22 protein-coding genes are annotated in these 22,971 nt (G+C 41.7%); 12 read left to right on the forward strand and 10 right to left on the reverse strand.

Annotated elements, in window-relative coordinates:
• Positions 1-31: 31 nt before the first annotated feature.
• Positions 32-1,414, reverse strand: coding sequence for a Na+/H+ antiporter NhaC family protein (locus tag H3302_RS16485; RefSeq protein ID WP_074989175.1), 1,383 nt, complete (start codon positions 1,412-1,414; stop codon positions 32-34).
• 291 nt (positions 1,415-1,705) lie between these two features.
• On the opposite strand from H3302_RS16485, the gene H3302_RS16490 reads away from it, so the two are divergent.
• Both H3302_RS16490 and H3302_RS16495 read left to right on the forward strand, forming a co-directional pair.
• Positions 1,706-2,110, forward strand: coding sequence for an NUDIX hydrolase (locus tag H3302_RS16490; RefSeq protein WP_182396605.1), 405 nt, complete (start codon positions 1,706-1,708; stop codon positions 2,108-2,110).
• 10 nt (positions 2,111-2,120) lie between these two features.
• A complete protein-coding gene (locus H3302_RS16495; RefSeq protein WP_182396606.1) occupies positions 2,121-2,612 on the forward strand; it encodes a GNAT family N-acetyltransferase in 492 nt (163 codons plus the stop codon).
• Here H3302_RS16495 and H3302_RS16500 read toward each other — a convergent pair.
• The 3 genes from H3302_RS16500 to H3302_RS16510 are packed head-to-tail and all read right to left on the reverse strand — an operon-like array spanning position 2,595 to position 6,102.
• Positions 2,595-3,212, reverse strand: a complete 618-nt coding sequence (locus tag H3302_RS16500; protein ID WP_118844964.1) for a membrane integrity-associated transporter subunit PqiC — start codon at positions 3,210-3,212, stop codon at positions 2,595-2,597. The genes H3302_RS16495 and H3302_RS16500 overlap by 18 nt on opposite strands.
• Positions 3,212-4,867 carry an intermembrane transport protein PqiB gene (gene pqiB, locus H3302_RS16505; protein WP_036972689.1) on the reverse strand — a complete coding sequence of 552 codons (1,656 nt, stop codon included), beginning with the start codon at positions 4,865-4,867 and terminating at the stop codon, positions 3,212-3,214. Before pqiB ends, H3302_RS16500 begins: the two co-directional genes overlap by 1 nt.
• On the reverse strand, positions 4,864-6,102 hold the full coding sequence (locus H3302_RS16510) for a PqiA/YebS family transporter subunit (protein WP_074989155.1): 1,239 nt from the start codon (positions 6,100-6,102) through the stop codon (positions 4,864-4,866). Before H3302_RS16510 ends, pqiB begins: the two co-directional genes overlap by 4 nt.
• Before the next feature lie 140 nt (positions 6,103-6,242).
• Between H3302_RS16510 and H3302_RS16515 the strand changes: the two genes are divergently transcribed.
• Positions 6,243-7,019 (forward strand): ABC transporter substrate-binding protein, encoded by a 777-nt coding sequence (locus tag H3302_RS16515; RefSeq protein ID WP_230236346.1) that lies wholly within the window; start codon positions 6,243-6,245, stop codon positions 7,017-7,019.
• On the opposite strand, the gene H3302_RS16520 is transcribed toward H3302_RS16515, so the two are convergent.
• A complete protein-coding gene (locus H3302_RS16520; protein WP_182396607.1) occupies positions 7,008-7,808 on the reverse strand; it encodes an acyl-CoA thioesterase II in 801 nt (266 codons plus the stop codon). The genes H3302_RS16515 and H3302_RS16520 overlap by 12 nt on opposite strands.
• 239 nt (positions 7,809-8,047) lie before the next feature.
• Between H3302_RS16520 and dnaK the strand changes: the two genes are divergently transcribed.
• Positions 8,048-9,967, forward strand: a complete 1,920-nt coding sequence (gene dnaK / locus H3302_RS16525) for a molecular chaperone DnaK (RefSeq protein ID WP_182396608.1) — start codon at positions 8,048-8,050, stop codon at positions 9,965-9,967.
• A gap of 192 nt (positions 9,968-10,159) precedes the next feature.
• Positions 10,160-11,296 (forward strand): molecular chaperone DnaJ, encoded by a 1,137-nt coding sequence (dnaJ, locus tag H3302_RS16530; protein ID WP_182396609.1) that lies wholly within the window; start codon positions 10,160-10,162, stop codon positions 11,294-11,296.
• 59 nt (positions 11,297-11,355) lie between these two features.
• On the opposite strand, the gene H3302_RS16535 is transcribed toward dnaJ, so the two are convergent.
• Together H3302_RS16535 and H3302_RS16540 are read right to left on the reverse strand one after the other, a co-directional pair.
• On the reverse strand, positions 11,356-12,486 hold the full coding sequence (locus H3302_RS16535) for an HlyD family secretion protein (protein WP_182396610.1): 1,131 nt from the start codon (positions 12,484-12,486) through the stop codon (positions 11,356-11,358).
• A gap of 3 nt (positions 12,487-12,489) precedes the next feature.
• Positions 12,490-12,834 carry a DUF3302 domain-containing protein gene (locus H3302_RS16540; protein ID WP_036972677.1) on the reverse strand — a complete coding sequence of 115 codons (345 nt, stop codon included), beginning with the start codon at positions 12,832-12,834 and terminating at the stop codon, positions 12,490-12,492.
• A gap of 480 nt (positions 12,835-13,314) precedes the next feature.
• Here H3302_RS16540 and ybaK point away from each other — a divergent pair, with 480 nt between their 5' ends.
• The 3 genes from ybaK (at position 13,315) to H3302_RS16555 (ending at position 16,246) form a co-directional block, all read left to right on the forward strand.
• Positions 13,315-13,776 carry a Cys-tRNA(Pro) deacylase gene (gene ybaK, locus H3302_RS16545; protein ID WP_065979172.1) on the forward strand — a complete coding sequence of 154 codons (462 nt, stop codon included), beginning with the start codon at positions 13,315-13,317 and terminating at the stop codon, positions 13,774-13,776.
• A gap of 118 nt (positions 13,777-13,894) precedes the next feature.
• Entirely contained in the window at positions 13,895-14,377 is a 483-nt protein-coding gene (locus tag H3302_RS16550; RefSeq protein ID WP_065979173.1) for a DUF3015 domain-containing protein, read from the forward strand.
• Positions 14,378-14,422: 45 nt separating this feature from the next.
• Entirely contained in the window at positions 14,423-16,246 is a 1,824-nt protein-coding gene (locus tag H3302_RS16555; RefSeq protein ID WP_118844966.1) for a DUF4105 domain-containing protein, read from the forward strand.
• On the opposite strand, the gene H3302_RS16560 is transcribed toward H3302_RS16555, so the two are convergent.
• The 3 genes from H3302_RS16560 to H3302_RS16570 all read right to left on the reverse strand — a co-directional run bounded on the left by H3302_RS16560 (position 16,243) and on the right by H3302_RS16570 (position 18,398).
• Positions 16,243-17,499: a Y-family DNA polymerase gene (locus H3302_RS16560; RefSeq protein ID WP_118844967.1), complete on the reverse strand. Its 1,257-nt coding sequence runs from the start codon at positions 17,497-17,499 to the stop codon at positions 16,243-16,245. The two genes, H3302_RS16555 and H3302_RS16560, sit on opposite strands and share 4 nt — an antisense overlap.
• Positions 17,487-17,900 carry a LexA family transcriptional regulator gene (locus H3302_RS16565; RefSeq protein WP_036972666.1) on the reverse strand — a complete coding sequence of 138 codons (414 nt, stop codon included), beginning with the start codon at positions 17,898-17,900 and terminating at the stop codon, positions 17,487-17,489. Before H3302_RS16565 ends, H3302_RS16560 begins: the two co-directional genes overlap by 13 nt.
• Before the next feature lie 63 nt (positions 17,901-17,963).
• Positions 17,964-18,398: a MarR family winged helix-turn-helix transcriptional regulator gene (locus H3302_RS16570; protein ID WP_065979176.1), complete on the reverse strand. Its 435-nt coding sequence runs from the start codon at positions 18,396-18,398 to the stop codon at positions 17,964-17,966.
• A 91-nt stretch (positions 18,399-18,489) separates the two neighbouring features.
• On the opposite strand from H3302_RS16570, the gene H3302_RS16575 reads away from it, so the two are divergent.
• The 4 genes from H3302_RS16575 to H3302_RS16590 all read left to right on the forward strand — a co-directional run bounded on the left by H3302_RS16575 (position 18,490) and on the right by H3302_RS16590 (position 22,966).
• The gene (locus tag H3302_RS16575; RefSeq protein ID WP_180311840.1) at positions 18,490-19,263 is read left to right on the forward strand and encodes a siderophore-interacting protein; all 774 of its coding nucleotides are present in this window, start codon (positions 18,490-18,492) and stop codon (positions 19,261-19,263) included.
• Between the two features lie 64 nt (positions 19,264-19,327).
• Positions 19,328-20,323 (forward strand): LLM class flavin-dependent oxidoreductase, encoded by a 996-nt coding sequence (locus tag H3302_RS16580; protein WP_036972660.1) that lies wholly within the window; start codon positions 19,328-19,330, stop codon positions 20,321-20,323.
• 163 nt (positions 20,324-20,486) lie between these two features.
• A complete protein-coding gene (locus H3302_RS16585) occupies positions 20,487-21,443 on the forward strand; it encodes a patatin family protein (RefSeq protein ID WP_036972658.1) in 957 nt (318 codons plus the stop codon).
• A gap of 104 nt (positions 21,444-21,547) precedes the next feature.
• The gene (locus tag H3302_RS16590) at positions 21,548-22,966 is read left to right on the forward strand and encodes a sodium:alanine symporter family protein (protein ID WP_182396611.1); all 1,419 of its coding nucleotides are present in this window, start codon (positions 21,548-21,550) and stop codon (positions 22,964-22,966) included.
• The last annotated feature ends 5 nt before the right edge of the window (positions 22,967-22,971 follow it).

Below are 22,971 nucleotides of genomic sequence, written 5' to 3' on the forward strand. Positions count from 1 at the left end.
AAGCCCAAGCATTTGCTTGGGCTTTGTAATTTTAGGCAACGAGTAAGAACCCGATAAAGGCTGCCGTTGCTGCTATAAGGGTATACGGTAATTGTGTGACAGCATGGCTGACTAAATCGCAACCCGAGCCTTGTGCTGCTAGTACAGTGGAGTCAGAGTAAAAACATGCTTGGCTGCCAAATGACGAAGCCGACAGTAATGCCCCAATCACCAATGGAATATTGGCGTCAATTGCGTATGCTAATGGCATAACTATAGGGATTGTCACTGCAAATATTCCCCAGCTAGATCCCGTGGCAAAGGCAAGCACAGCCATTGCTAAAAAGACCACCGCAGGTAGATATTGTGCTGTCATATAGGGGCTTAAAGTATTTATCACATACTGTGGAAGCATAAGCTGGTCACAAACATCTTTAAATATAAATGCCGCCACGACTGTGCCGATAGCTGGGATCATGCTTTTAAAACCATCAAGCATTCGCTCAATAAGCTCCCCTAATGACATAAGTTTTTGCAACATATAAAACGGTAGTACCACAGCAAAAGTTGCCAGTAACCCTTTGAATACATCGATATCAAAGTACACGGTAAAAGCAACTAGCAAGATGATAGGGACCAAGAAATTATACAATTTGCCGTTAGTAGCCGCTGTTTCGAAGTTTTCTTCAGCTGCCTTTACTGCGTATTCATCCGCAGTATGAACGTCGTTATATTGGTTGTTCGACACGGCTATTTCGTTGTGCATGGCACGACGTTGTGCTTTTTTCATTGGCCCAAATGCAGGGATCACATTTAAGCTAACGAGCAATACGACAATAACGGCAAACCAAGCGTAAAACATATACGGAATCGCTTGGATATACACGGCAATGCCTTGACCTTCAGCGGCCACATTGTTGTCGACTAGAAGCCCACCAAAAAACACGGCCCATGTTGATAATGGCACAAGTACGCAGATAGGGGCTGCTGTCGAGTCAACGACATACGCGAGCATTTCACGGCTGATTTTAAATTTATCAGTGATGCGTTTCATTGTCTCGCCAACAGTCAGCGCATTTAGGTAATCATCAATAAATATAATTACACCCAAAGCAAACGTCATAAGTAAAGAAGAGCGTTGCCCTCTTGCAAACTTAAGTGCTAACTCGGCAAAGGCAGTTGCCCCTCCGGTCCTGACTAACAAAGCGATTAATGCACCAAAGCCACCACAGACTAAAATAAGCCAAGCGATAGTTTCATCTTGCATCACCTTAAGAGAAATATCAGCAAAGTTTGCTAATATAGCGGTAGGTCCCAACATGGCTAAACCAAAGAGGGCACCAATAAGTAAAGATAAAATAGGGCGGCGTAAAAATACGGCCAAAACCACCACCAATATTGGCGGTAGTAAACTTAACGCAGAAGGTTCTTGCATTATAATTTTCACACAGTTAAGCAAAAGTCTTTTGCTTACATAAATCAAAAGTTGTTTTTTCAACTCATGTCACTGCTTTACGCGAACACACTTTAAGGCCGCTTTACGGTAAGTGCCTGCGTTGGCTGGCGCCAGACAGTATAGAGGATATACTGCTATTGTTTTGCCCAAAACATCGCGTGAAAAATAATCCTGAATTTTAATTTAGTCAATAAGAATTTTTATCTTATCTTAATTAATTTAAGCAGTGTATTCATGTTAGGCTTAAGTAAAATTTTACGAAGGGTTTTTATGGCTTTTTCAGATACATACAGGTTAAGTAGTCATGCTGTGATCACGAATGAGCAGGGCCAAGTATTATTACTTAAAGCAGACTATGGGCAAAAAAGTTGGGGATTACCGGGCGGTGCCTTAGATCAAGGTGAAACAATACATCAGGCTTTAGTGCGTGAATGTAAAGAAGAGCTCAACTGCGACATTCAAATTGGCTATCTGAGTGGGGTTTATTACCACACAGCATTTAACTCTCACGCATTTATATTTCGTGCCTATTTACCTGAAAATGCGGAAATTATGCTCAGTAGTGAACACACAGAATATGATTATTTTGATATAGACGCATTGTCGACCGTTCAGAAAGAGCGTGTTCTGGATTGTTTAAATTTTACATCAGATGTAGTCAGTAAAGTATTTTAAGGGAACTTAAATGTTTGATATCCATTTACGTGCTGGGCAACCGGGTGACGAGCAATTTATTCTCAGTCTTTTAAATCAACCCTCTTTTATCAAATACATCGGTGATAAGCAGATTAAAACGTTGGCACAAGCACAGCATTATATTCAACAGACCTTTATTAACAGCCACCAGCAGTTCGGTTTTGGCAGTTATGTTGTTTGTTTAGCGGATGGCACAGCGATAGGAATGGTGGGCTTGTTTCAGCGTGACGCACTGGCTATTCCAGATTTAGGGTTTGCTTTGTTAGCAGAGTATGAAGGGCAGGGAATTACCACCCGTGCGGCTGGTTTATTGTTAGCAAAAACGCACGTTAAGGCACTTAGAGTATTGGTGGCAATTACGTCACAAACAAATAGTGCATCGCAAAAAGTACTACAAAAACTCGGATTCGAGCAGGTGGGTGATGTCATTATTAATGACGATCACCAACCACTCACTTTACTTTTAAAGAGCAAGCTTTGAGAGTTCATCGCCTACTTGTTGATTCACTTTAAGCCACGTCGTCTCAAGTGTTGCAACGAGCCCTTCATAATCATTATCGTGTAAAGGTGTTAGCTCGTTAAAGTAGTTAACAGCCTTTATTTTTCGACCAGTCTCTGGTGTTGTGTAATATAAACGCCAAAGACCTGCGATATTTGCGTTACCTTTTTCGTCGCCATTAAAGTGATGAAGTTCGTATTCAAGCTCGTAGTAACGTTGTTGATCGACATCGGTAATAACCGGTAATCCTTTTATTACCATCCAGTTTGTCAGCTGTGTGTATAGTTGCTGATGCGCACTGGCTGTCAGCATTAAGTCAGGCGATTCACTCCACAGGTGATAATTTGCTGCGTTAACACGGTTATTATCGAGAACCATTGCAATACCGCGATTATTCAGTGCGCCTCGCAATTGAACAGTATTAACTCTTAGCTGAACGTGTGTATTGTCACTCGAACGCTTCATAGCCACGATTGGCTGCGAAAACTGATAATACTCGATGGTTGAGAATGACGTTTGGCTACAACCAACTAACAGTAATGCTGCGCCTAAACTAAATAAAGCGAGATGTTTATTGTTCATTATTGTTTCCTCGGAGTGGGATCAGCTGGGAGTTCTTTATCAAAAATCAGCATGTTAGGTTGTTGATTCAAACCTCGGGTAAGTGGCTGTAGCTCTTCACTTAAGCGCTTAAATTCTGACAAGGTTGTTTGTAATTGCTGGTGGAATGTTGAGCCTTGCTCATAACTTGCCATTGTTTTTTCGAACTGTTTCATGGTTTTATCAAATTGCTGCATGCTCTTGGTCATTTCAGCAAAGTTTCGATTAATATCACCGGGTAAATCTTGGGTATCTTGTTTATTAAGAAGATCCCGCATGTCATGAGCGAGCGCTTGGTATTCTGAAAAGGTTTCTTGCATTTGCGCTAAACTGTCTTCAATTTTTAAATTATTCACTTTATTAAGCACATCAGACACTTGGTCTGCAAGCACCGTGATACCACTCGATACACTCGGGAAAACAGTATACTCAGCAATCGTTGTGAGTTCTGCAGGCTTCGCGTTGTCGTAAATATCAAGATCAACGTACACCGCACCCGTTAGTAAGTTACCTGGTTTTAAGGAAGCGCGCAGACCATTTTTAATCCAGCCGTTGAGGCTTGAATGCCAAAACTCTCGTGCCGCTGCACTGTCATGATAAAGCCGCCCATATTCAATTTTTATGAGCGCAGGAACGGCTGTGTTATCGGTTCGAAAGTGGGCAGGTTTACCGTTTATGATGACACTGGCGGGTGCCTCAACCACACTGCCTATCCGCATTCCTCTGTATTCAACGGGAGCGCCGGCTCTAAGGCCTCGAATTGATTGCTCAAAGTCTATTAAGTAGTAATCAAAATCATAAAAACGCTCTTCTAAAGCGGCTTTATAGCTATCACTTAACGAGAAGCTATGCCCATTGCTGGCTACTTCACCGGGGGCTTGCTGCTCTGGTCTACCGACAGAGATACCGCCTTTCAGCAGTTTACTTAAAGAGCCGGTGTTAACATTTATACCATCGGCAGAAAGATCAATTTCAATGCCTGAGTTAACCCAAAAAATGGAGTTGAGTGTTATTAAGTTCTGGTACGGTTCGTTAATAAAAATACCGTATTTCATTGCCTGATTTTTCCAGTCAAATGTGGCTGTTTCTATTTGACCTATTTTATAATCTTTAAAATAGATGCCCGTACTCACATCAAGCACTTCAGCGTTGTAGCTCAGTAAAGTAAAACGTCCGCCTTTGACATCTTTGCCAATTAATGCCGGTTCTTCTTGTAACTCAAATTTTTCAGTGAGTTTTTTACTTTCGCCAGGAGAGAACTCTAAGTAAACGCCAGAAAGAAGCGTGCTCATGCCGCTGATACCCGTATCATCAATGCGCGGCTTTACAACCCAAATTTTGGCATCTTCGGTGAGTAAGTCTTCGTAATGTTTATCTATTTGAGCGCGAGCAATAACACTGTTCTGTTTGTCTGAGAGTCTAACATGATCGATTTGGCCTATTTTTACACTGCGAACTTTAATCTCTGTTTTACCAGCTACAATCCCCTCCGCATGAGGCATTTTAATAAAGACGGTTGTCCCTTTATTTACTTGATATTGATATAACATCCATGCACCAATTAGCAAGGCAATAACGGGAATGATCCAAATTGCCGATATATTGGGCGCTGTTTTTATTTTAGCGGTTTCGCTCATACCAAGGTCTCTTGTTTCGCTGTTTTTAAGTTTTCAGGGTTATCCCACAATAGTCGTGGATCAAATGCATGGGCTGCTAACATTTGGCAGATCACCATGGTTGTAAAAAAGACGGTGCCGATACCGGGTGTCACTGACATTAAGTTTCCTAGTTGTACTAAGGCTACTAAAATAGCGACAACAAATACATCTATCATTGACCATTTACCAATAAACTCAGTTAATTGATAAATTCGAGTGTAACTTTTTGTTTGCCTATTCGCTGGCCGTGCCACCATAAAACATAAAAAACTCATTACCAATGCTTTAGCCAAAGGCACGACTACACTGGCTAAAAATATAATCATTGCAATAGGGTAGGAGCCACTGTTCCATAAAATCATCACACCGCCAATTAATGTCGACGGGGTTTCATCACCTAGGCTCGTTGTGTACATAATGGGAAAAATATTGGCAGGAATATAACACGCGATAGACGTTATCAACCAAGCTGCCGCTTTTTGAACACTATACGGGTTGCGAGTGAAGGTTTTAGACTCACAACGCACGCAAATATCTGTGTCTCCTAACTGACCACAAACATGGCATGCACGCAAGCCTTGATCGATGGCCCTGGTGTTAGGCTTTGTTTGTTCGATGTAAACTGGGGGTTTGATTTGTTGCCATAAAGCGTGCTTGTTGAGCTTTGCTATCGCACTTACGTAGCAGATAACAAAGGCGGCATACGAGTAAAAGCTAACACCAAATTCAATATCAGCCATCGACATTATTTTAACCATACTGACCATGACACCAATTAAGAAAATTTCAGACATGATCCAAGGTTCTAAAGCAAAGGTCATTTTTAACAGTCGTTTACCCCATAAATAGGGCAATGCCTTTAGTAACCCTAAGTGCAGAGGAATAATCAGTAAAAGTAAAAACATCGGTAAGCCGATGATGCTTACATCGATAAAGAGGCCTAGAAAGTCACTGTCGTAATTAAATAATATTCGCGCAGCATCAGGCAACGTAATTGTTTGCGTTATGCCACTGCTGGTAAATGATAAGAATGGGTAAAACATACTGCTTAATAGCATCACAATGGCGCTTAAGCTCAGTGCAACAATGTGGCTATCTTGATTTGCTTGTGAAGATAACAGCTTTGTATTGCAATGCGGGCAGACTGCTAATTGTTTTGCTTTAAGGTCTGGGATCTCAATGACATGATCACAACTTGGGCATGCTGTTTGCAAACTTAAGGGTCTCTTAAACAAGAACTTAGTTAATTCTGCATCAATTAAGGCTTAAATACAAATGCAGAATTGTTTTAAATAAGTTAATATATGTACAAATCTTGAGTGTATTTTATGCAATATGTTGTTTAAGGTGAGCGGTGAAGCAATTACTTTTCTTTTTAATGCTGTGTATTAATTTTAAAGCTTACTGCTTATCTTCTCAGCATACTGAGAAGGCGCTCGTGATTGCTGCAAGTGCCTATCTACCTCCTTATATGATGGAGCGTACCAACAGCGGTATTCAATTAGAAATAGTCAAAGCGGCACTTAAATCACAGGGCATCACTCAGCTTGATATCCACTACATGTCGAATAAGCGTATAGAGCAGCAGCTTATTCAAGGCAAAATAGACATCGCCCTAAATTTTCCTGCCACGGTACATGCTGACGTATATAAAAGTGAGGCATTGCTTTATTATCAAAATGTTGCGATTAGTCTAGCTGCCAGCGAGTTTACAATTAATAGCGTGTACGACCTTGCAGGTAAAAGTGTGTTGGCTTTTCAAAATGCGACAAACTTTATCGAACCGCCCTTTAAATCAATTACTCATATTTTACGCTCTTACGACGAAGTGATAAACCAAGAGGCACAGGTTGATCATTTAATGAAAGGCTGGGTCGATGTCATTATTCTAGAGCGTCGTGTGTTCTTATATTATCTAGAAAAATACAAGCAATCAGCCAAGCATCTTCCTTTTGTGGTCCACCCTATTTTCCAACGTGCGCCAAGACCCGCTTTTTTCAACAATAAGGCACTTAAAGAGACCTTTAATATTGGCCTTGGAAAAATAATTGATTCAGGCGAATATCAAGCGATTATTCGCCTTGATGGTACTGAGTACGCAAAGCTCAGCACGGATAAGTTAAGCAAATAAAGCGACAGTTTGGCGACTGAGTGCGATAAGCTTGCCATCTTCACGCCAAATGCAGCCATCTTCTAAGCCATAACCCCCTTTACTGTGATGGGTGATTGCTTCATACCCAACCCATGCATTAGGTGCAACTTCGGGCTCATCTAAAAATTCAATGTACCATGACATACTACTGGCAGGTGCAGGTTGCTTGAACATTTGTAATAATGTTGGCGGCCAGGCATCTGTTAGCGCAATAATATGTGCCTCAGCCATTTGTGAAGGCCCCTGTTTAAACTTCATCCAGCCTCCAAGGTGTGAGGTATCGGCAGCAGAAAATGGCATATTACCATCTTGCAAACACAGCGATACGTGTTGGAAAAACGCAGGCATCATCCCTTCTTTATAAGGGAGGATGAATCGCTCATCTACTGGTTTGAGTTGCATTGTTTTACTCACATCAACGCGCACCGCTGATTCTCGATTGGCTCCAAAGCAGGCTTGGGTAATCACACATACATCACCATTTTGAATGACTTTGGCAAGTACTTGTGCGCTGTTTTTACCTTCGCGCAATACCTCAACATCAATGGAAAAATCAGTATCAGCCAATAATGGCCCTACAAAGTTGGTGCTCAGTGATAATAAACGACGCGAGCTATCAATATGCTGACGCATAGCTTGATATAATAAAGCGGCCGATAACCCCCCAAACGCGGTACGACCCTGACACCAGTTTTCGGGGAATTGCATGACTTTGGTTTTATCTTTACCAAGCTCAGTGGCTTTAGCGAGTAACTGTTCAAAATGCATAAATATCCTTAACATTTATTATTATGTCGTTGGTTATAGCACAGTAAAAGTCATCAGACCAGTTTGTTTGGCACGCCGTTTGGCTTAGAAACCGCCGGTTTTTGCGGAAAAAGTATGCATTTAGAAAATATTTCAAAAAAAAGTAAATTTTTTTCATTTTTATAGTTGAATTCAGTTTGCTGCACCCCTATTTACTAGTCATCGAACGTTTTAACGAATTTTGAAGTTGGAGAAGATTCATGGGTAGAATTATTGGAATCGATTTAGGTACTACTAACTCTTGTGTAGCAGTACTAGACGGTGATAAAGCACGCGTAATTGAAAACGCGGAAGGCGATCGCACAACACCATCGATCATTGCATACACGCAAGACGGTGAAACATTAGTTGGTCAACCTGCAAAACGCCAAGCAGTAACAAACCCAACTAACACATTATTTGCTATCAAGCGTCTAATTGGTCGTCGCTTTGAAGATGAAGAAGTGCAACGCGATATCGGCATCATGCCTTTTAAAATTGTAAAGGCTGATAACGGTGACGCATGGGTTGAAGCACGCGGTGAAAAACGTGCTGCACCACAAATCTCTGCTGAAGTACTGAAGAAAATGAAGAAAACAGCAGAAGACTTCTTAGGCGAAGCGGTTACTGAAGCGGTAATCACTGTACCTGCTTACTTCAATGACTCACAACGTCAAGCAACGAAAGATGCGGGTCGTATCGCAGGTCTTGAAGTAAAACGTATCATCAATGAGCCAACAGCCGCTGCACTTGCATACGGTATGGACAAAAACAAAGGTGAAAACGTTGTTGCAGTTTACGACTTAGGTGGCGGTACTTTCGATATCTCAATCATCGAGATTGACGAAGTTGAAGGCGAGCACACATTTGAAGTACTTGCGACTAATGGTGACACACACCTAGGTGGTGAAGACTTTGATAACCGTGTAATCAACTACTTGGTTGAAGAGTTCAAGAAAGATCAAGGCATTGACCTTAAAAATGATCCTCTTGCAATGCAACGTGTTAAAGAAGCAGCTGAAAAAGCGAAGATTGAACTTTCTTCTGCACAGCAAACAGAAGTTAACTTACCGTATGTGACTGCTGACGCATCAGGTCCTAAGCACATGAACGTGAAAGTAACACGTGCAAAACTTGAGTCACTGGTTGAAGACTTAGTTACTAAGTCAATCGAGCCACTTAAGCGTGCACTTGCTGATGCTGATTTATCAGTTAGCGACATTAATGACATCATCCTTGTTGGTGGTCAAACACGTATGCCACTAGTGCAAAAAACGGTTGCTGAGTTCTTTGGTAAAGAACCACGTAAAGACGTTAACCCAGATGAAGCGGTTGCAGTAGGTGCAGCGATTCAAGGTGGTGTACTTGCAGGTGACGTAAAAGACGTACTACTTCTTGACGTATCTCCGTTATCACTTGGTATCGAGACGATGGGCCAAGTAATGACGGCGTTAATTGAGAAAAACACGACGATTCCTACTAAGAAATCACAAGTGTTCTCAACAGCGGAAGATAATCAGTCTGCAGTAACGATTCACGTGTTACAAGGTGAGCGTAAGCGTGCTAGCGATAACAAATCACTAGGTCAATTTAACCTAGAAGGTATTCGTCCAGCGCAACGTGGTACACCACAAATTGAAGTTACTTTCGATGTTGATGCTGACGGTATCTTACACGTATCTGCGAAAGACAAAGATACAGGCAAAGAGCAGAAGATCACTATCCAAGCTTCTTCAGGTCTAAGCGATGAAGAAGTTGAAAAAATGGTACGTGATGCAGAAGCTCACGCTGAAGAAGACAAGAAATTCGAAGAGCTAGTCGCGACTCGTAACCAAGCTGATGCAATGGTTCACGGTACACGTAAGCAAATCGAAGAAGCAGGCGATGCATTACCTGCAGAAGATAAAGAAGCAATCAAAGCTGCAGTTTCAGAACTTGAAGCGGCGATTAAGAGTGACAAGAAAGAAGAGATCGAAGCGAAGACGCAAGCGCTTGCTGAAAAGTCACAAAAGCTTATGGAAATTGCACAAGCTAAAGCACAACAACAAGGTGGTGCTGACGCAGGTGCACAACAATCTTCTGCTAAGCAAGACGACGATGTTGTTGATGCAGAGTTCGAAGAAGTGAAAGACGACAAGTAATTGTTCGTACCGCTTCTGCCTAGCTTAAAAGAGGCTGCTTTATTAGGCCAATTAAGTTAGGATGAATGATTGAGGCGCGCCGGCGATTTCGCTTGACGCGCCTTTTGCATGTATATGGATGGTAAAGCGATACCCTTTATCGGTTTACTTTCATGCAGTGAAAACTGCAGTAAAAAGAGTAGTGTGATAGATATGTCAAAAAGCGATTATTATGAAGTTCTCGGCGTTAGCAAAGATGCCAGCGAACGAGACATCAAAAAAGCGTATAAGCGCTTAGCGATGAAATATCATCCAGACCGTACAGCAGGCGATAAAGAGCTTGAAACGAAATTCAAGGAAGTAAAAGAAGCCTACGAAGTACTTACTGATGACCAAAAACGTCAAATGTATGACCAATATGGTCATGCTGCCTTTGAACAAGGTGGTGGCGGTCATGGCGGTGGCTTTGGTGGTGGTCACGGTGACTTTGGTGATATTTTTGGTGATGTGTTTGGTGATATTTTCGGTGGCGGTGGTCGTCGTCAATCTCGCCAACAGCGCGGTGCTGATTTACGTTACAACATGGACTTAAGCCTTGAAGAAGCTGTTCGTGGTAAAGATATAGAAATTAAAGTACCGACATGGGTAAGTTGTAAACCGTGTGATGGTAGTGGCGCAAAAGCTGGCTCTAAACCAAAAACATGTACAACGTGTCATGGTGCAGGCCAAGTGCAAATGCGCCAAGGGTTTTTTGCTGTGCAGCAAACATGTCCTACCTGTCAGGGTACTGGTCAGATTATTTCTGATCCCTGTGATAGCTGTCATGGTCAAGGCCGCGTCGAAAAGACTAAAACATTATCAGTTAAAATCCCAGCGGGTGTAGATACAGGTGACCGTATTCGTCTTTCAGGTGAAGGTGAAGCGGGGATGCATGGTGCCCCTGCGGGTGATTTATATGTTCAAGTCTCTGTTCGTGAACACCCAATTTTCCAACGTGATGGCAATAACCTGTATTGTGAAGTACCGATTGGTTTCACAACGGCAGCATTAGGTGGCGAAATTGAAGTGCCGACGTTAGACGGTCGTGCCAAACTGAAGATCCCAGCAGAAAGCCAAACGGGTAAAATGTTCCGTATGCGTGGTAAAGGCGTTAAGTCTGTACGCAGTGGTGCTCAAGGTGACTTAATCTGTAAAGTAGTGATAGAAACGCCTGTTAATCTTAATGAACGTCAGCGTGAACTGCTTGAAGAACTTGAGCAAAGCATGGGTAAAGATGGTTCTAAAAATCGCCCAAAAGAAAAAGGTTTCTTTGACGGTGTGAAGAAATTCTTCGATGATTTAACTAAGTAATTTTAGTTAGCTGAATATAAAAATGGCGCTTATTTTTAAGCGCCTTTTTTATGCTTGTTTTAGTGATCTAAGAACAAATAGTTTTGCCAGCTTTTCATTCTGATTAACACTTTTCGCATAACAGAAACATGCTCAAAATGTTCTGAATACACGGCCACTTCGGTACTTGTGCCTTGTGGGAGATGATATTCACTCATATCGTCGGTAATTTTCAGTGTCACGATTGCCCGCCCTTCACGTGCAAAAAACTCACTGCCCATTAGTGTACCTTGTGCTTGAACTTGTCCTTCACCTATTGCTGGTAGTACATCAACGACTTCACCTGCAAAGGTTTTGCCGGGAATGGCTTTAAAAATAAAATCAGCTTTATAGCCAGGCTCTAATCTAAGTAATGAATTTTGTCTAAATGCGGCCACGTAACGAGTGTCTTCTTTGTGTACAAAGGTCATCACTGGGCGCAATGGCATAGGGACGGCAATCATCCCTGGGCGAAGAGTTAATTGGGTAACGTAACCGTCTGTCGGTGCATAAACACGAGTGCTATCAAGGTTAAACTGTGCTTGTTCTAAATGGGCTCTAGCTGCGGCTATTTTGGTTTGTTCACCATTAATTTCTGATTCGTACGCAAGCTTCTGACGTAACTCTTGTGCTTGTGACGCTTCGTAGTTTGCTTTCGCTGCGAGGTAGACTCCTAGTTTATTATCAACTTGGCCTTTTGAATAGGCACCGCTTTTTGCCCCTTTTTCATAGCGTTCGTATTCTTTTTTACTTCGCTCGAATTCTGCTTTACTCATAAGAGTACTTGCTTGTGCTGACTTATATGCGGCTTCTAACCCTAATACTGATTGCGTCGCATCTTGCAATCCAGCCATTGCCTCATTTAGTTTAGCTTTATATAAGGTGTCATCTAAGCGAAAGAGTAAATCCCCTTTTTTAACCGGCTGATTTGCATTTACCGCAACCTCTTCAACAGTGCCTCTAACGTTTGGAACAATGGGGGTGGTTACATAGACACTGCTTGCCATGTTCGAGTGTGGATGATTGTAATTCATCAATAAAATGAGTGTGCCAATTAAAACGACACCGCCGAGTACAGCGGTTGGCACTGTCCATTTATTTAGGGGGATCTTGAATACTTTAAATATGCCAATACATAGTGCGGTATAAGATAGTATTAATAGTAAATCCATATTTTACTTCTCTTTATTATTCGATTGGGCGTTTATTTGTGCCTGTAATGCAGCGACGGTCGCTGACAAGCTAGCGACTTTTTCGGCAAGTTCTTCTTGTTCTTTTTGAATTTGGTTAAACCCCCAGCCTCTGTCGTCGCGCCATAAGGTTGCCCACACCCACAGCAAAGGCCATAACACATGCAGTGTAAACAAGCTGACCCAGCCAGCATAATGAATGGCATCTTGATGAGGGTGATTACGTTTTTTGGCAATCTCGTAGGGAATATCATGGATGGCTATTACGCCATAAAATATTACTACAGTAACAAACACCAGCATAACTAGTGCAAAGTAGTCTAAAAACATGTACTTTCCTTCGTTCTTTCGTTAGTAGAATTTTATAATACGTTAAATTTTATTTTTTCCTAGTTTCTATTTTTATACAAAACATTAGTTTAGCACCACATAGTAGTCTGTATCGGCAAGACACCGACACAGAGTTACATCCTCTGAGAATGCAGTTTTTTGAATTTTTCCCTTATCAAGCCCTAGGGTATGGCACTTATTTTGACAGGCAATATACGCATTCCAAGCTGTGTATTCGTTGCAGATAAAGTTTATGGTGCTTAGTAATGTAATGATAACTATGCACTGCTTTATAAGATAGAAGCAGGTGTGTTTCGACATGATACTGACCTTGCTTGGTGCTCATACCTTTAGTGTAGCGTATGCAGGAATTTTTATTGGTCATTAAAGAACGGTTTTTAATGTGTTTGCTTCTTTCTCTATAACAAACAGTTATGATACTTTTTAATGAAACAGCATTGGTTTTTTAAGGATTAATAGATGACACCTGCAATTAACTTACTCAAAAAAAAGGGAATTAAGTTTAATGTTCTTAGCTACGACCATGACCCCAATAACACACAATACGGTCTTGAAGCGGTTGAAAAGTTAGGCTTACCGGCAGAGCAAGTATTTAAAACGTTGGTACTTGAAGATAACGACAATCATCTGCTTGTTGCGGTGTTGCCAGTTATGCAGCAAGTAAACCTTAAAATGTTAGCCAAAGCGGCCGGTGTAAAAAGGGTGCAGATGGCTGCTCAGCAAAAAGTTGAAAATAGCACAGGTTATATTTTTGGAGGAGTTAGCCCGCTTGGTCAGAAAAAGCGACTTGCTACGTTTATCCACCATTGTGCATCAAACTGTGAGCTTATGTACGTGTCTGCAGGAAAACGTGGTTTAGAGGTTTCGATTTCTGTTCACGACCTCAGTCGCTTAACAGGGGCTAAGTTGGTTGATTTTTGAACATGTCTGTTGTTTTTTCTCTATTTTAGGTATTTTTTATTTGATATAGAGTGCATTCTGTATAAGCTTAATTTGCCTTATTAATGTTAATAACGGTTTATCTAAAAGGATTCAGGATATGAAAAAATTAATTGCTATTTCTGCACTTTCACTACTTCCACTTTCAACTGCAATGGCCGACCAAGATATTGGTTGTGGTTTCGGTTCAATGTTATTTGCAGGTAAAGACGGTAAAGTTGTTAAAGTACTTGGTGCAACAACAAATGGTATTTCTGGTAACCAAACATTCGGTATTACATTTGGTACGCTAGGCTGTGATGGCACAGGCACAGTAACTGCATCAACGAAAGTTGCAACGTTTATTGATGGCAATATGGAACAACTTGCACGTGATATGTCTCGCGGTGAAGGCGAAGCACTTGAAACACTTGCTGAAGTTTGGGGCGTAGAAAGCCAAGATAAAGCGGCATTCAATAAATTAGTGCAAACACAGTTTTCGCATGTTTTCACATCAGAAAATGTGACATCTCAAATTGTACTTGAAAATCTAAACACACTTGTAGCAAATGATGCACAACTTGCATCTTACACTTTGTCTTAATTGACGTTTTTCTTTATAAAGCCCTTTACGGGCTTTTATTCTCTTATGCATAGACTTTTATTGCTCTGTTTAGTGCTCTTTAGCAGCGCTGTTTTTTCTAGTACGGTTACAAAAGATATCGCTTATAACCCTTACTGGCTTAAACTAGGACATTATAATCAGCAACGTTTTTCTTCGTATGAAAGTGAAGTAGACAGTAATGCATTTTTCTTTTCGCCTGTAGGTAAGAGCGATCCTCATGCTGAGCTTATTGCCACGATAAAAGCATTTGAGTTGGCTGATAATAATGAGGCTCAATGTCGTTTTCCTGCTCGCTATAGGTGGCTGAAGGATCATTTTTTTCCGCAGTGGCCTGAACTTTTGTGCCCTGAGATAGATGTTTGGCAACAGCTTATAAACCCTAAAGGTATAACCTTGGTGTTTCCAACTGCGTTTATGAATGATCCCTCATCTATGTTTGGTCATACGTTACTGCGCATAGACGCAAGGGATCAAACTCGCAGTCGTGAACTAATAGCTTTTGCGGTAAATTTCGCTGCTGAACCAGATGCAACAGATAATGCGGCGCTTTACGCTTTAAAAGGCGTTATTGGTCAATACCCCGGTAAGTTCACCTTAATGCCTTACTATAGAAAGGTGCGTGAATATAATGATCTCGAATCGCGTGATATTTGGGAGTATCCGCTTAACTTATCAGAGCCAGAAATTCAGCGTATCTTGCTTCATTTATGGGAGATGCAGTGGGCTACATTTGATTATTTTTTTATTGATGAGAATTGCTCATATCAGCTATTAGCCTTGTTACAGCTAGCGCGTGATGATTTGTTTTTAACCTCGGAGTTTTCTACACACGCAATTCCCTCAGATACAGTTGCTGCATTAAAGCAATATGGGTTATTACAGCCCCCTAAATATCGCGCAGCGTCGGGCACCAAGTTACTTAATTATGAAAGCCAGTTAACCGATGAACAACTTGTCATGGCACAAGCATTACGTGATGGAAAACCTTTGCATGATTTATCACTTTCGGCTAAAGATGCTGTGCCAGTACTCGAAATGGCCTATGAATGGCTTAATTATCAGTACTATGATCAAGGTCTTGCTCGCGACGAAATAGCCCCACGATTAACGCGACTTCTTCATCAACGAAGCCAATATCATGTTGTTTCACCCTTTGAGCCACCCCAAATACCGCGCGTTAGTCCCGAGCAGGGACATGGCTCTGCGCGTATTGGTGCTGTGGTTAGCCACTATGAAAATAGCGCCAACCGTGTTGGTTTAAGTTATCGTGTTGCTTATCACGATTTATTAGATAATGCAGGGGGCTTTATACCCGGCGCCCAAATCAGTTTTTTTGATGTAGAGGCGAGTATTGATAACAACGAGCGCCTTTTTTTAGAGCGTTTATATGTGATAGATGCCATGTCTTTAGCACCTGACAATCGACTTTTTGATTCTTGGTCTTGGAATGTCCGCGTTGGTTATGACCGCCAACCCACGTTAAAAAAGCGAGCTGGCCGTAGCTTTATTCAAGGTGGATACGGTAAATCCTTTGGTGATGCCAACCATTTTCAAAGCTATATTTTAGCGTCGTCTTTGTTGCAAACAGGTTCGTTAATTGATTCGCTTTCATTTGCTTTAGGCAGCGAGGCCGGTGCTATATGGCAAGTGACAGCGTCACAAAAGTTAGCTTTATCAGGCCAAGCATTATGGCTGTTCAATGAGCCCCGCAGTGACAAGCACATTGAGTTTTCTGCGCATTGGCAAATTGCCTTAGCGCAAAATTGGGGATTCAGAAGCTCTTTTGTATATCAAGATTGGCAAGTATCAGAGCAGCAATTTAAACTACAGCTACTGCATTACTTTTAACAGTGTATTTTTGGCAAGTTATACCAGCGTGTTGTGTAATGGGGTGATAAATACTCTCGTTTCATATGCCAGTCAGCGCTAGACGTTTCACTGGCTATGGCTAATGTGCCGATGCCAAAGCGGGCATTTATTTTGTCTAAGCATTGCATTAACTTGGGGTTATCGATGGAGGCTTGAAATAAGTCGGGTTGTTGGAACATGTGGCTTGTAAGCTCTAGTGCGCCAACACCACATTTGTAAAAAAGCACATTGGGTTTGTATAACTGCTCGAATACCTCGCTAATTGCATTAGCAAATACACGGCTGTCGGCGGTGGCGATATTGAACTCATAAATATACGATTTTTTGTAGTAGCCTTGTTGGTGTGGTGAACTGGCGACAAATATCAGTAAACGTTGAGTCAGCGACCCTTGAGCGCGTAGTTTACGCGCTACAATAGCGCTGTGATTAATCAATGCGGTTTTTAGCGTTATGGGATCTGTTACGCGCTCACCAAAGCTACGTGTTGAAAAAATTTCTTTTTTATCTTGGCGTACATCATCCCAGCTCAAACAGCGTTTGCCACATAGTTCATTAACGGTACGCTCAAGTACTACACTAAATAAGCGTTTCATTTTTCGGGGGTCTTGCTGTGCAAGATCAAGTGCGGTGTTAATGTTCATTAACTTTAGCTTTTTAGCTAACCGTTTTCCCACGCCCCATACATCTTGTATATCCATGGCGCGTAAAATATTGACCCGTGAAGACTCAGAATCTATGACGGCAACACCATCAAACCCCGGTAGTTTTTTGGCCGCATGGTTTGCTGCCTTTGCAAGTGTTGCCGTAGGACCAAACCCTACGCCCACGGGCAGTTTTGTTTCACGCCAGACTGTACGTCGAATGGTATGCCCATAACGATACCAATCAGTTATGAGTGGATTAAAACCGTTAAAATTTAAAAAAGACTCATCAATCGAATAAATGTGTTGGTTATCACAAAAGCGACCTATCACATTCATCATACGCTCGCTTAAATTTGCGTAAAGCTCATAATTAGAAGAACGGATCACAACCTGATGATCAAAGAGGTATTGTTTAACTTGAAAATAAGGTTGAAACTTTGGGATCGCAAGCTTGCGAGCAATAGGGCACACAGCACAAATACAGCCATCGTTGTTAGTTAGAACCACAACGGGTTTACGACGAATCGACGGGTCAAAAACTTTTTCTGCACTGGCATAAAACGCCACTGCATCAACTAAGGCGTACATGATAGTAGTTCTTTGCTACTGCGGTGCATACGAATAGAGCGGGTAACAACACCTTCGAGTTGAAATTCATCAGAATCTCTTAACTGCACTGCGGGGTACTTGGCAGAGGCTGACAATAACTGTGCATTGTGTTTGTCGAGTAATTTACAAACAAATAAACCGTTTAAGTTTGCGACGATTACATCGCCATTTTTAACATCTTCAGCGCGATCAACAAGCAATAAGTCGCCATCAAAAATACCGACACCTTGCATTGATTCTCCCGACGCAATACCAATAAAAGTCGCATCGGGGTGCTTAATTAACAGCTGATCTAATGATAAGCCAAGTTCTTTGTATTGAGCCGCAGGTGATTCGAAACCACATACGCCTGCTTCAATATAAATAGGAATAACACGCATAAAAAAACCACTATACTGTATGTTTGTACAGTATAGTGGTTTATCGTAATCTTGCCAATGTGATTAACGGTCGATACGGTTAATATTTTCGATCATGATTGTGGCTGTCGAAATGAATTCGCTGATTTGTTGCTCTGTTAACCCTTGGCACAGAGTCTTGTCTACCTCTTGCTCGGCGACCTCTAGGCGTGAGAACAAAGCACTCCCTTGTTCTGTCAATGATAAAATTAAGCAGCGTTTATCATTTTCATCAGCGCATTTTGTAATTAATGCGAGTTTGAGTAGTTCTTTAATAAGCCGTGCTATTTGTGCTTTGTCACGGCCTGTTTTAGCGACTATATGATTAGCAGTACAGTGGTTGGTTTCAGCAATAATGTGTAAACAGCGCACATGGAGGGCATTTAAACCTAATTCATTCGCGTTAATCGCATTACGTACTGTGACACGGTAGCTCTGCGCCAGTGTAAATAAAGCTGAAGAAAGTGATGTTTGTGACATGGTTTACCTAGTTAGTTGACAAAGTCAATTAAAAGTATATAGTTGATTATATCAACTAATGGGGCAGTGTAAAACTTTATAGGAGACAAACATGGCAAAAAAAGTTCGTCGTGCAAATGTATTAAATACCACGCGCATTTCGCCGCACTTACAACGGATCACGGTTGGTTCACCAGACTTTGTCGATTTTCCACTCGATGCGAAAGGCGCTTACGTAAAAGTGTTATTTCCGCATCCAGGTGAATACCACGTAGAACAAGATCTAAACGCTGAGCATCCTGCAATTATGCGCTCTTACACAATTCGTGATATTGACCCTGTAACACGTGCTATAACACTGGATTTTGTTATTAATCAACATCAGGGAACTGCGACAAATTGGGCAAAGAACGCATGTATTGGTGATGAAGTAGGGATTGCTGGGCCAGGTCCTAAAAAATTGACTGATTTTGAACAGGCTCAATATTTAATGCTTGCAGACCTCACATCTATCAATGCTATCAATGGTTATCTGCACGTACTTCCAAGTAGTGCGCATGTTGATGTGCTCATTCATATTGAAGATAAAGACGATATTATTGAGCTTGAGCAAAACAAAGCGGCTATTAATCACAGTGTTCATTGGCTTGTCACCAATAAGCCAGAAACAGAACTTTTAGACCAAGTAGCACAATTATGTGGCGGGTATAACACCCAGCCTTTGGTTTTTATGGCGCTTGAAGCAAATCTTGTTAAAGAGATTAAACGCTTAGTAACCAGTCGCTTTTCTGTAGCGCGTGAGCACATTGTTGCATCTGCATACTGGAAACGTGGTATTGATGCAGATGGACTAAAAGTGGAAAAACAGCAACAAAGCCGTGCTTAATTAGCATTTGAAAAAAGCACATTCGCACTCATTATAACGTTATCAACCCCATTATGGAGAGCTTATGTCTGAATTAAGCGGTATGCCTTTTTCATTGCTTGAACTGAGCCCAATGAAAGAGAACGAAACAGTTTCACAAACCCTTGCTAATAGTGTTGCCTATGCACAAACTGCCGATGAGCTAGGCTTTAATCGCTTTTGGATGGCTGAGCATCATAATATGCGTGGCATCGTATGTGCGGCGACATCAGTACTTATCGGTCATGTTGCAGGAAAAACGCAGCGTATCCGTGTCGGTGCGGGCGGGGTCATGTTACCTAACCATCCTCCTTTAGTTGTTGCTGAGCAATTTGGCACGCTTGAAAGTCTATATCCTGGTCGTATTGATTTAGGCTTAGGACGTGCACCCGGTAGCGACCCCATTACAAGTCGCGCGTTGCGACGCGATGAGCAGCGTGCTGAGCATTTTGCAGACGAAGTCACCGAGTTACAAAGTTTATTAGGCCCCTATAAAGGTGACTCACCTGTTAGGGCTATTCCCGGTGAAAATACAAATGTTCCTATTTGGTTATTAGGATCAAGCTTATACAGCGCTCAATTAGCAGCGAAAAAAGGGTTGCCATATGCATTTGCAGGTCACTTTGCGCCACGATTTGTTCATGATGCTATAGCGTTGTACCGACGCGAGTTTCAACCATCAGACGTATTAGATAAACCTTATGTGATGCTTGGGTTACCCGTTGTGGCTGCTGATACTGATGAGCAAGCACAGTTTCTGGCTACAACTTCAAAGCAGCGAATATTAGCCTTAATGCGCGGTCAAGCATTGTGGTTAAAAGAGCCGATTGCAAGTATGGATGGACTGTGGTCACCTCAAGAAAAAATGCAAGTTGAAAGCTTTTTAGGGCTTGCTGTTGTAGGTAGTCAAGCGAGCGTTAAGCATAAGTTGAGTATGATTAAAAAAGAGCTACAGGTTGATGAGTTTATTTTTACTAACGACCTGTACGAATTGAGCGACAGACAACACGCGCTGACGATACTTGCGAACATAATGAGTTAATCGGTTACGGTGCGTAATGACGTAAATTACGCACCACACTGTGTGTCTGTTTTCTCATAATTAAACGGTTTTTTGAATTGAACTGATTTAATTATTCTATTTTAAGGATTTAAATAAACCCAATACACTGTCAATATTAACTACAACCCTAGGAAGGTGCACCGTGAAATCTCAAACAATTGCCAACGTCGAGCCACAAACAAAAACAGCATTAATTGCTGAGGGGGGCGGGCAACGAGGGATTTTTACCGCAGGTGTATTAGATGCATGGTTAGAAGAAAACTACGATCCATTCGATTTATTTATTGGCACATCAGCAGGTTCACAAAACTTAACCAGTTATCTAGCCAGACAAAAGGGTTACGCAAAACGCCTTATTAGAGGGCTGTCGCGGCATAAACGTTTTTTTCAACTGGGGCGTGGCTTAATTGGCAAAAGTATTGTTGATCTTGATTGGTATTTTGATAAAACCAAAGAAGTAAACCGCGCCCTTGATTTCAAAACAGCAACACAAAGTTTAGGCCAACGAGAGCTGTTAATAACAGCCACTCATGCAATTGATCGTAAGCCCTATTACTTAACACCGACAGGTGAAGACACGCAGTGGCTTGCATTACTAAAAGCGTCTAGTGCACTGCCATTCTTATATAGAGATGGGGTTAACTTAACGCCTTGGTTTACGACCAAAGCTGCTAATGATGCCATTATTCAAAGTGCAAATACTGACTTAGCAAATAATGTGTTTTTAGACGGCGGCTTAGCTGCACCACTGCCTGTTAAAGAAGCTTATAACCGAGGCGCTCGCGATATTGTGGTTATAAGAACGGTTGATAAAGACTTTCAAGTGCAATCTGAATGGGTCACTAAATTGAGGTCACTCGTGAGTGTGTCTGGCTATTGCCCAAAAACAATCGATTATTTATTGCAACATGAACAAGCGTATCAAGATGAACTTGATTTTATAGCCAATCCCCCAAGCGATGTACGTATTACGCAAATATTCGCAGGCGACAAACTGCGCAGTAAATTATTAGGGAGCACAGACTCTGACTTGCGATTTGATCATAAATTAGGATTAGCAGCAGGCCGTAAGTTTTTAGAGGGTACGCACTGCAATTAAACACATTACTTACTTGAGATATTTGTAAATAAAGTTAAAGTGGTTAGCTAACTATTCACTTTTAGTGATTTGTTATTCTAAAAAATAACAATAAAAGGCTAACCATGTTCAATTCTGCTGTCGGTGCTATTAATAATCTATTGTGGGGAGACGGCCAGCTCCTCATCTATATTCTTCTGTTTGCTGGTATTTGGTTTTCAGTACGGCTAAAAGCCATTCAGCTTCTTAAATTTCGCCATATGTTCAGTTTATTAAAAACTAGCAGCAGCACAGATAAAAATTCTATCAGTTCGTTTCAAGCATTGTGCACCGGGTTATCTGCGCGAGTAGGAACAGGTAATTTAGCCGGTGTTGCGGTAGCAATATCGTTAGGCGGTAGTGGTGCTATCTTTTGGATGTGGGTTATCGCGATACTGGGAATGGCAACAGGTTTTGCAGAGAGTGTTTTAGGTCAAGTATATAAAGTAAGAGACGCTAATGGCGACTTTAGAGGCGGGCCTGCTTATTACATTGAACAAGGCCTTGCGAGTCGGTGGCTTGCCGTGTGTTTTGCTTTTTGTTTATTCCTTGGTTACGGCTTCACATTCAGTGCGATGCAAACTAATACCATAACAGATGCCCTGAACTACGCTTTTGAAATCCCCACACTGTATTCAGGGATTGTGATCACACTTTTAGCGGGAAGCATTATTTTGGGTGGCTTCAAAGCAATCGCCCGATTTGCAGAGCGTGTAGTGCCCGTAATGGGCATTTTATTTGTACTGGCTGCGGTGACTATTACCCTATTAAATCTAGGCAAGGTACCTGAAATGATTGAGGATATCTTACTTTCTGCATTTGGTTTACAAGAAGCGGGCGCTGGGGCCATGGGCGCCGCAATTAAAAATGGTATACAACGAGGACTGTATTCAAACGAAGCCGGTGCAGGCAGTGTGCCTCATGCCGCAGGTTGTGCATCGCCAATACCTAACCATCCTGTAACGCAAGGCTATATTCAAATGCTTGGTGTGTTTTTCGACACTATTGTGCTGTGTAGTTGCACTGCGGTGATCATACTACTCGCTGATATTGATATAACTGGCGAAATGGAAGGCATTCGCCTAACGCAATCTGCGATGACAGCGCATATGTCTGCTGGTGGAATTTATTTTGTAGCTGCGGCCATTTGCTTGTTTGCATTTACCTCAGTTGTTGCAAATTACGCCTACGCAGAAAGCAATCTTCATTTATTTAAACTAGACAATAAATTTGGGCGAACAGTGTATACCGGCCTTTACTTATCGATGATGATTTGGGGAGCCTCAGCGACTCTTAAACAAGTATGGGATTTAGCCGACATCGCTTTAGGGTTGATGACAGTGGTAAATGTTATCGCTATCATACAGTTAACACCCACTATATTGGCAGTGACCAAAGATTACAACACGCAACGTGCCGAAGGAAAAGACCCCGTATTTAACGCCGAACATGTTAAAGTACAAGGACACACTGAGCCGGGTATTTGGCGTCAAAAACAAAAATGATGAGA

It is taken from the genome of Pseudoalteromonas sp. MT33b (assembly GCF_014117385.1).
GTDB classification, from domain to species: domain Bacteria; phylum Pseudomonadota; class Gammaproteobacteria; order Enterobacterales; family Alteromonadaceae; genus Pseudoalteromonas; species Pseudoalteromonas lipolytica.

Bases quoted from the DNA above. Each gene is read 5' to 3' on its own strand.
- H3302_RS16485 (WP_074989175.1), bottom strand. From the start codon at position 1,414: ATGCAAGAACCTTCTGCGTTAAGTTTACTACCGCCAATATTGGTGGTG.
- H3302_RS16490 (WP_182396605.1), top strand. From the start codon at position 1,706: ATGGCTTTTTCAGATACATACAGGTTAAGTAGTCATGCTGTGATCACG.
- H3302_RS16495 (WP_182396606.1), top strand. From the start codon at position 2,121: ATGTTTGATATCCATTTACGTGCTGGGCAACCGGGTGACGAGCAATTT.
- H3302_RS16500 (WP_118844964.1), bottom strand. From the start codon at position 3,212: ATGAACAATAAACATCTCGCTTTATTTAGTTTAGGCGCAGCATTACTG.
- pqiB (WP_036972689.1), bottom strand. From the start codon at position 4,867: ATGAGCGAAACCGCTAAAATAAAAACAGCGCCCAATATATCGGCAATT.
- H3302_RS16520 (WP_182396607.1), bottom strand. From the start codon at position 7,808: ATGCATTTTGAACAGTTACTCGCTAAAGCCACTGAGCTTGGTAAAGAT.
- dnaK (WP_182396608.1), top strand. From the start codon at position 8,048: ATGGGTAGAATTATTGGAATCGATTTAGGTACTACTAACTCTTGTGTA.
- dnaJ (WP_182396609.1), top strand. From the start codon at position 10,160: ATGTCAAAAAGCGATTATTATGAAGTTCTCGGCGTTAGCAAAGATGCC.
- H3302_RS16535 (WP_182396610.1), bottom strand. From the start codon at position 12,486: ATGGATTTACTATTAATACTATCTTATACCGCACTATGTATTGGCATA.
- H3302_RS16540 (WP_036972677.1), bottom strand. From the start codon at position 12,834: ATGTTTTTAGACTACTTTGCACTAGTTATGCTGGTGTTTGTTACTGTA.
- ybaK (WP_065979172.1), top strand. From the start codon at position 13,315: ATGACACCTGCAATTAACTTACTCAAAAAAAAGGGAATTAAGTTTAAT.
- H3302_RS16550 (WP_065979173.1), top strand. From the start codon at position 13,895: ATGAAAAAATTAATTGCTATTTCTGCACTTTCACTACTTCCACTTTCA.
- H3302_RS16555 (WP_118844966.1), top strand. From the start codon at position 14,423: ATGCATAGACTTTTATTGCTCTGTTTAGTGCTCTTTAGCAGCGCTGTT.
- H3302_RS16560 (WP_118844967.1), bottom strand. From the start codon at position 17,499: ATGTACGCCTTAGTTGATGCAGTGGCGTTTTATGCCAGTGCAGAAAAA.
- H3302_RS16565 (WP_036972666.1), bottom strand. From the start codon at position 17,900: ATGCGTGTTATTCCTATTTATATTGAAGCAGGCGTATGTGGTTTCGAA.
- H3302_RS16570 (WP_065979176.1), bottom strand. From the start codon at position 18,398: ATGTCACAAACATCACTTTCTTCAGCTTTATTTACACTGGCGCAGAGC.
- H3302_RS16575 (WP_180311840.1), top strand. From the start codon at position 18,490: ATGGCAAAAAAAGTTCGTCGTGCAAATGTATTAAATACCACGCGCATT.
- H3302_RS16580 (WP_036972660.1), top strand. From the start codon at position 19,328: ATGTCTGAATTAAGCGGTATGCCTTTTTCATTGCTTGAACTGAGCCCA.
- H3302_RS16590 (WP_182396611.1), top strand. From the start codon at position 21,548: ATGTTCAATTCTGCTGTCGGTGCTATTAATAATCTATTGTGGGGAGAC.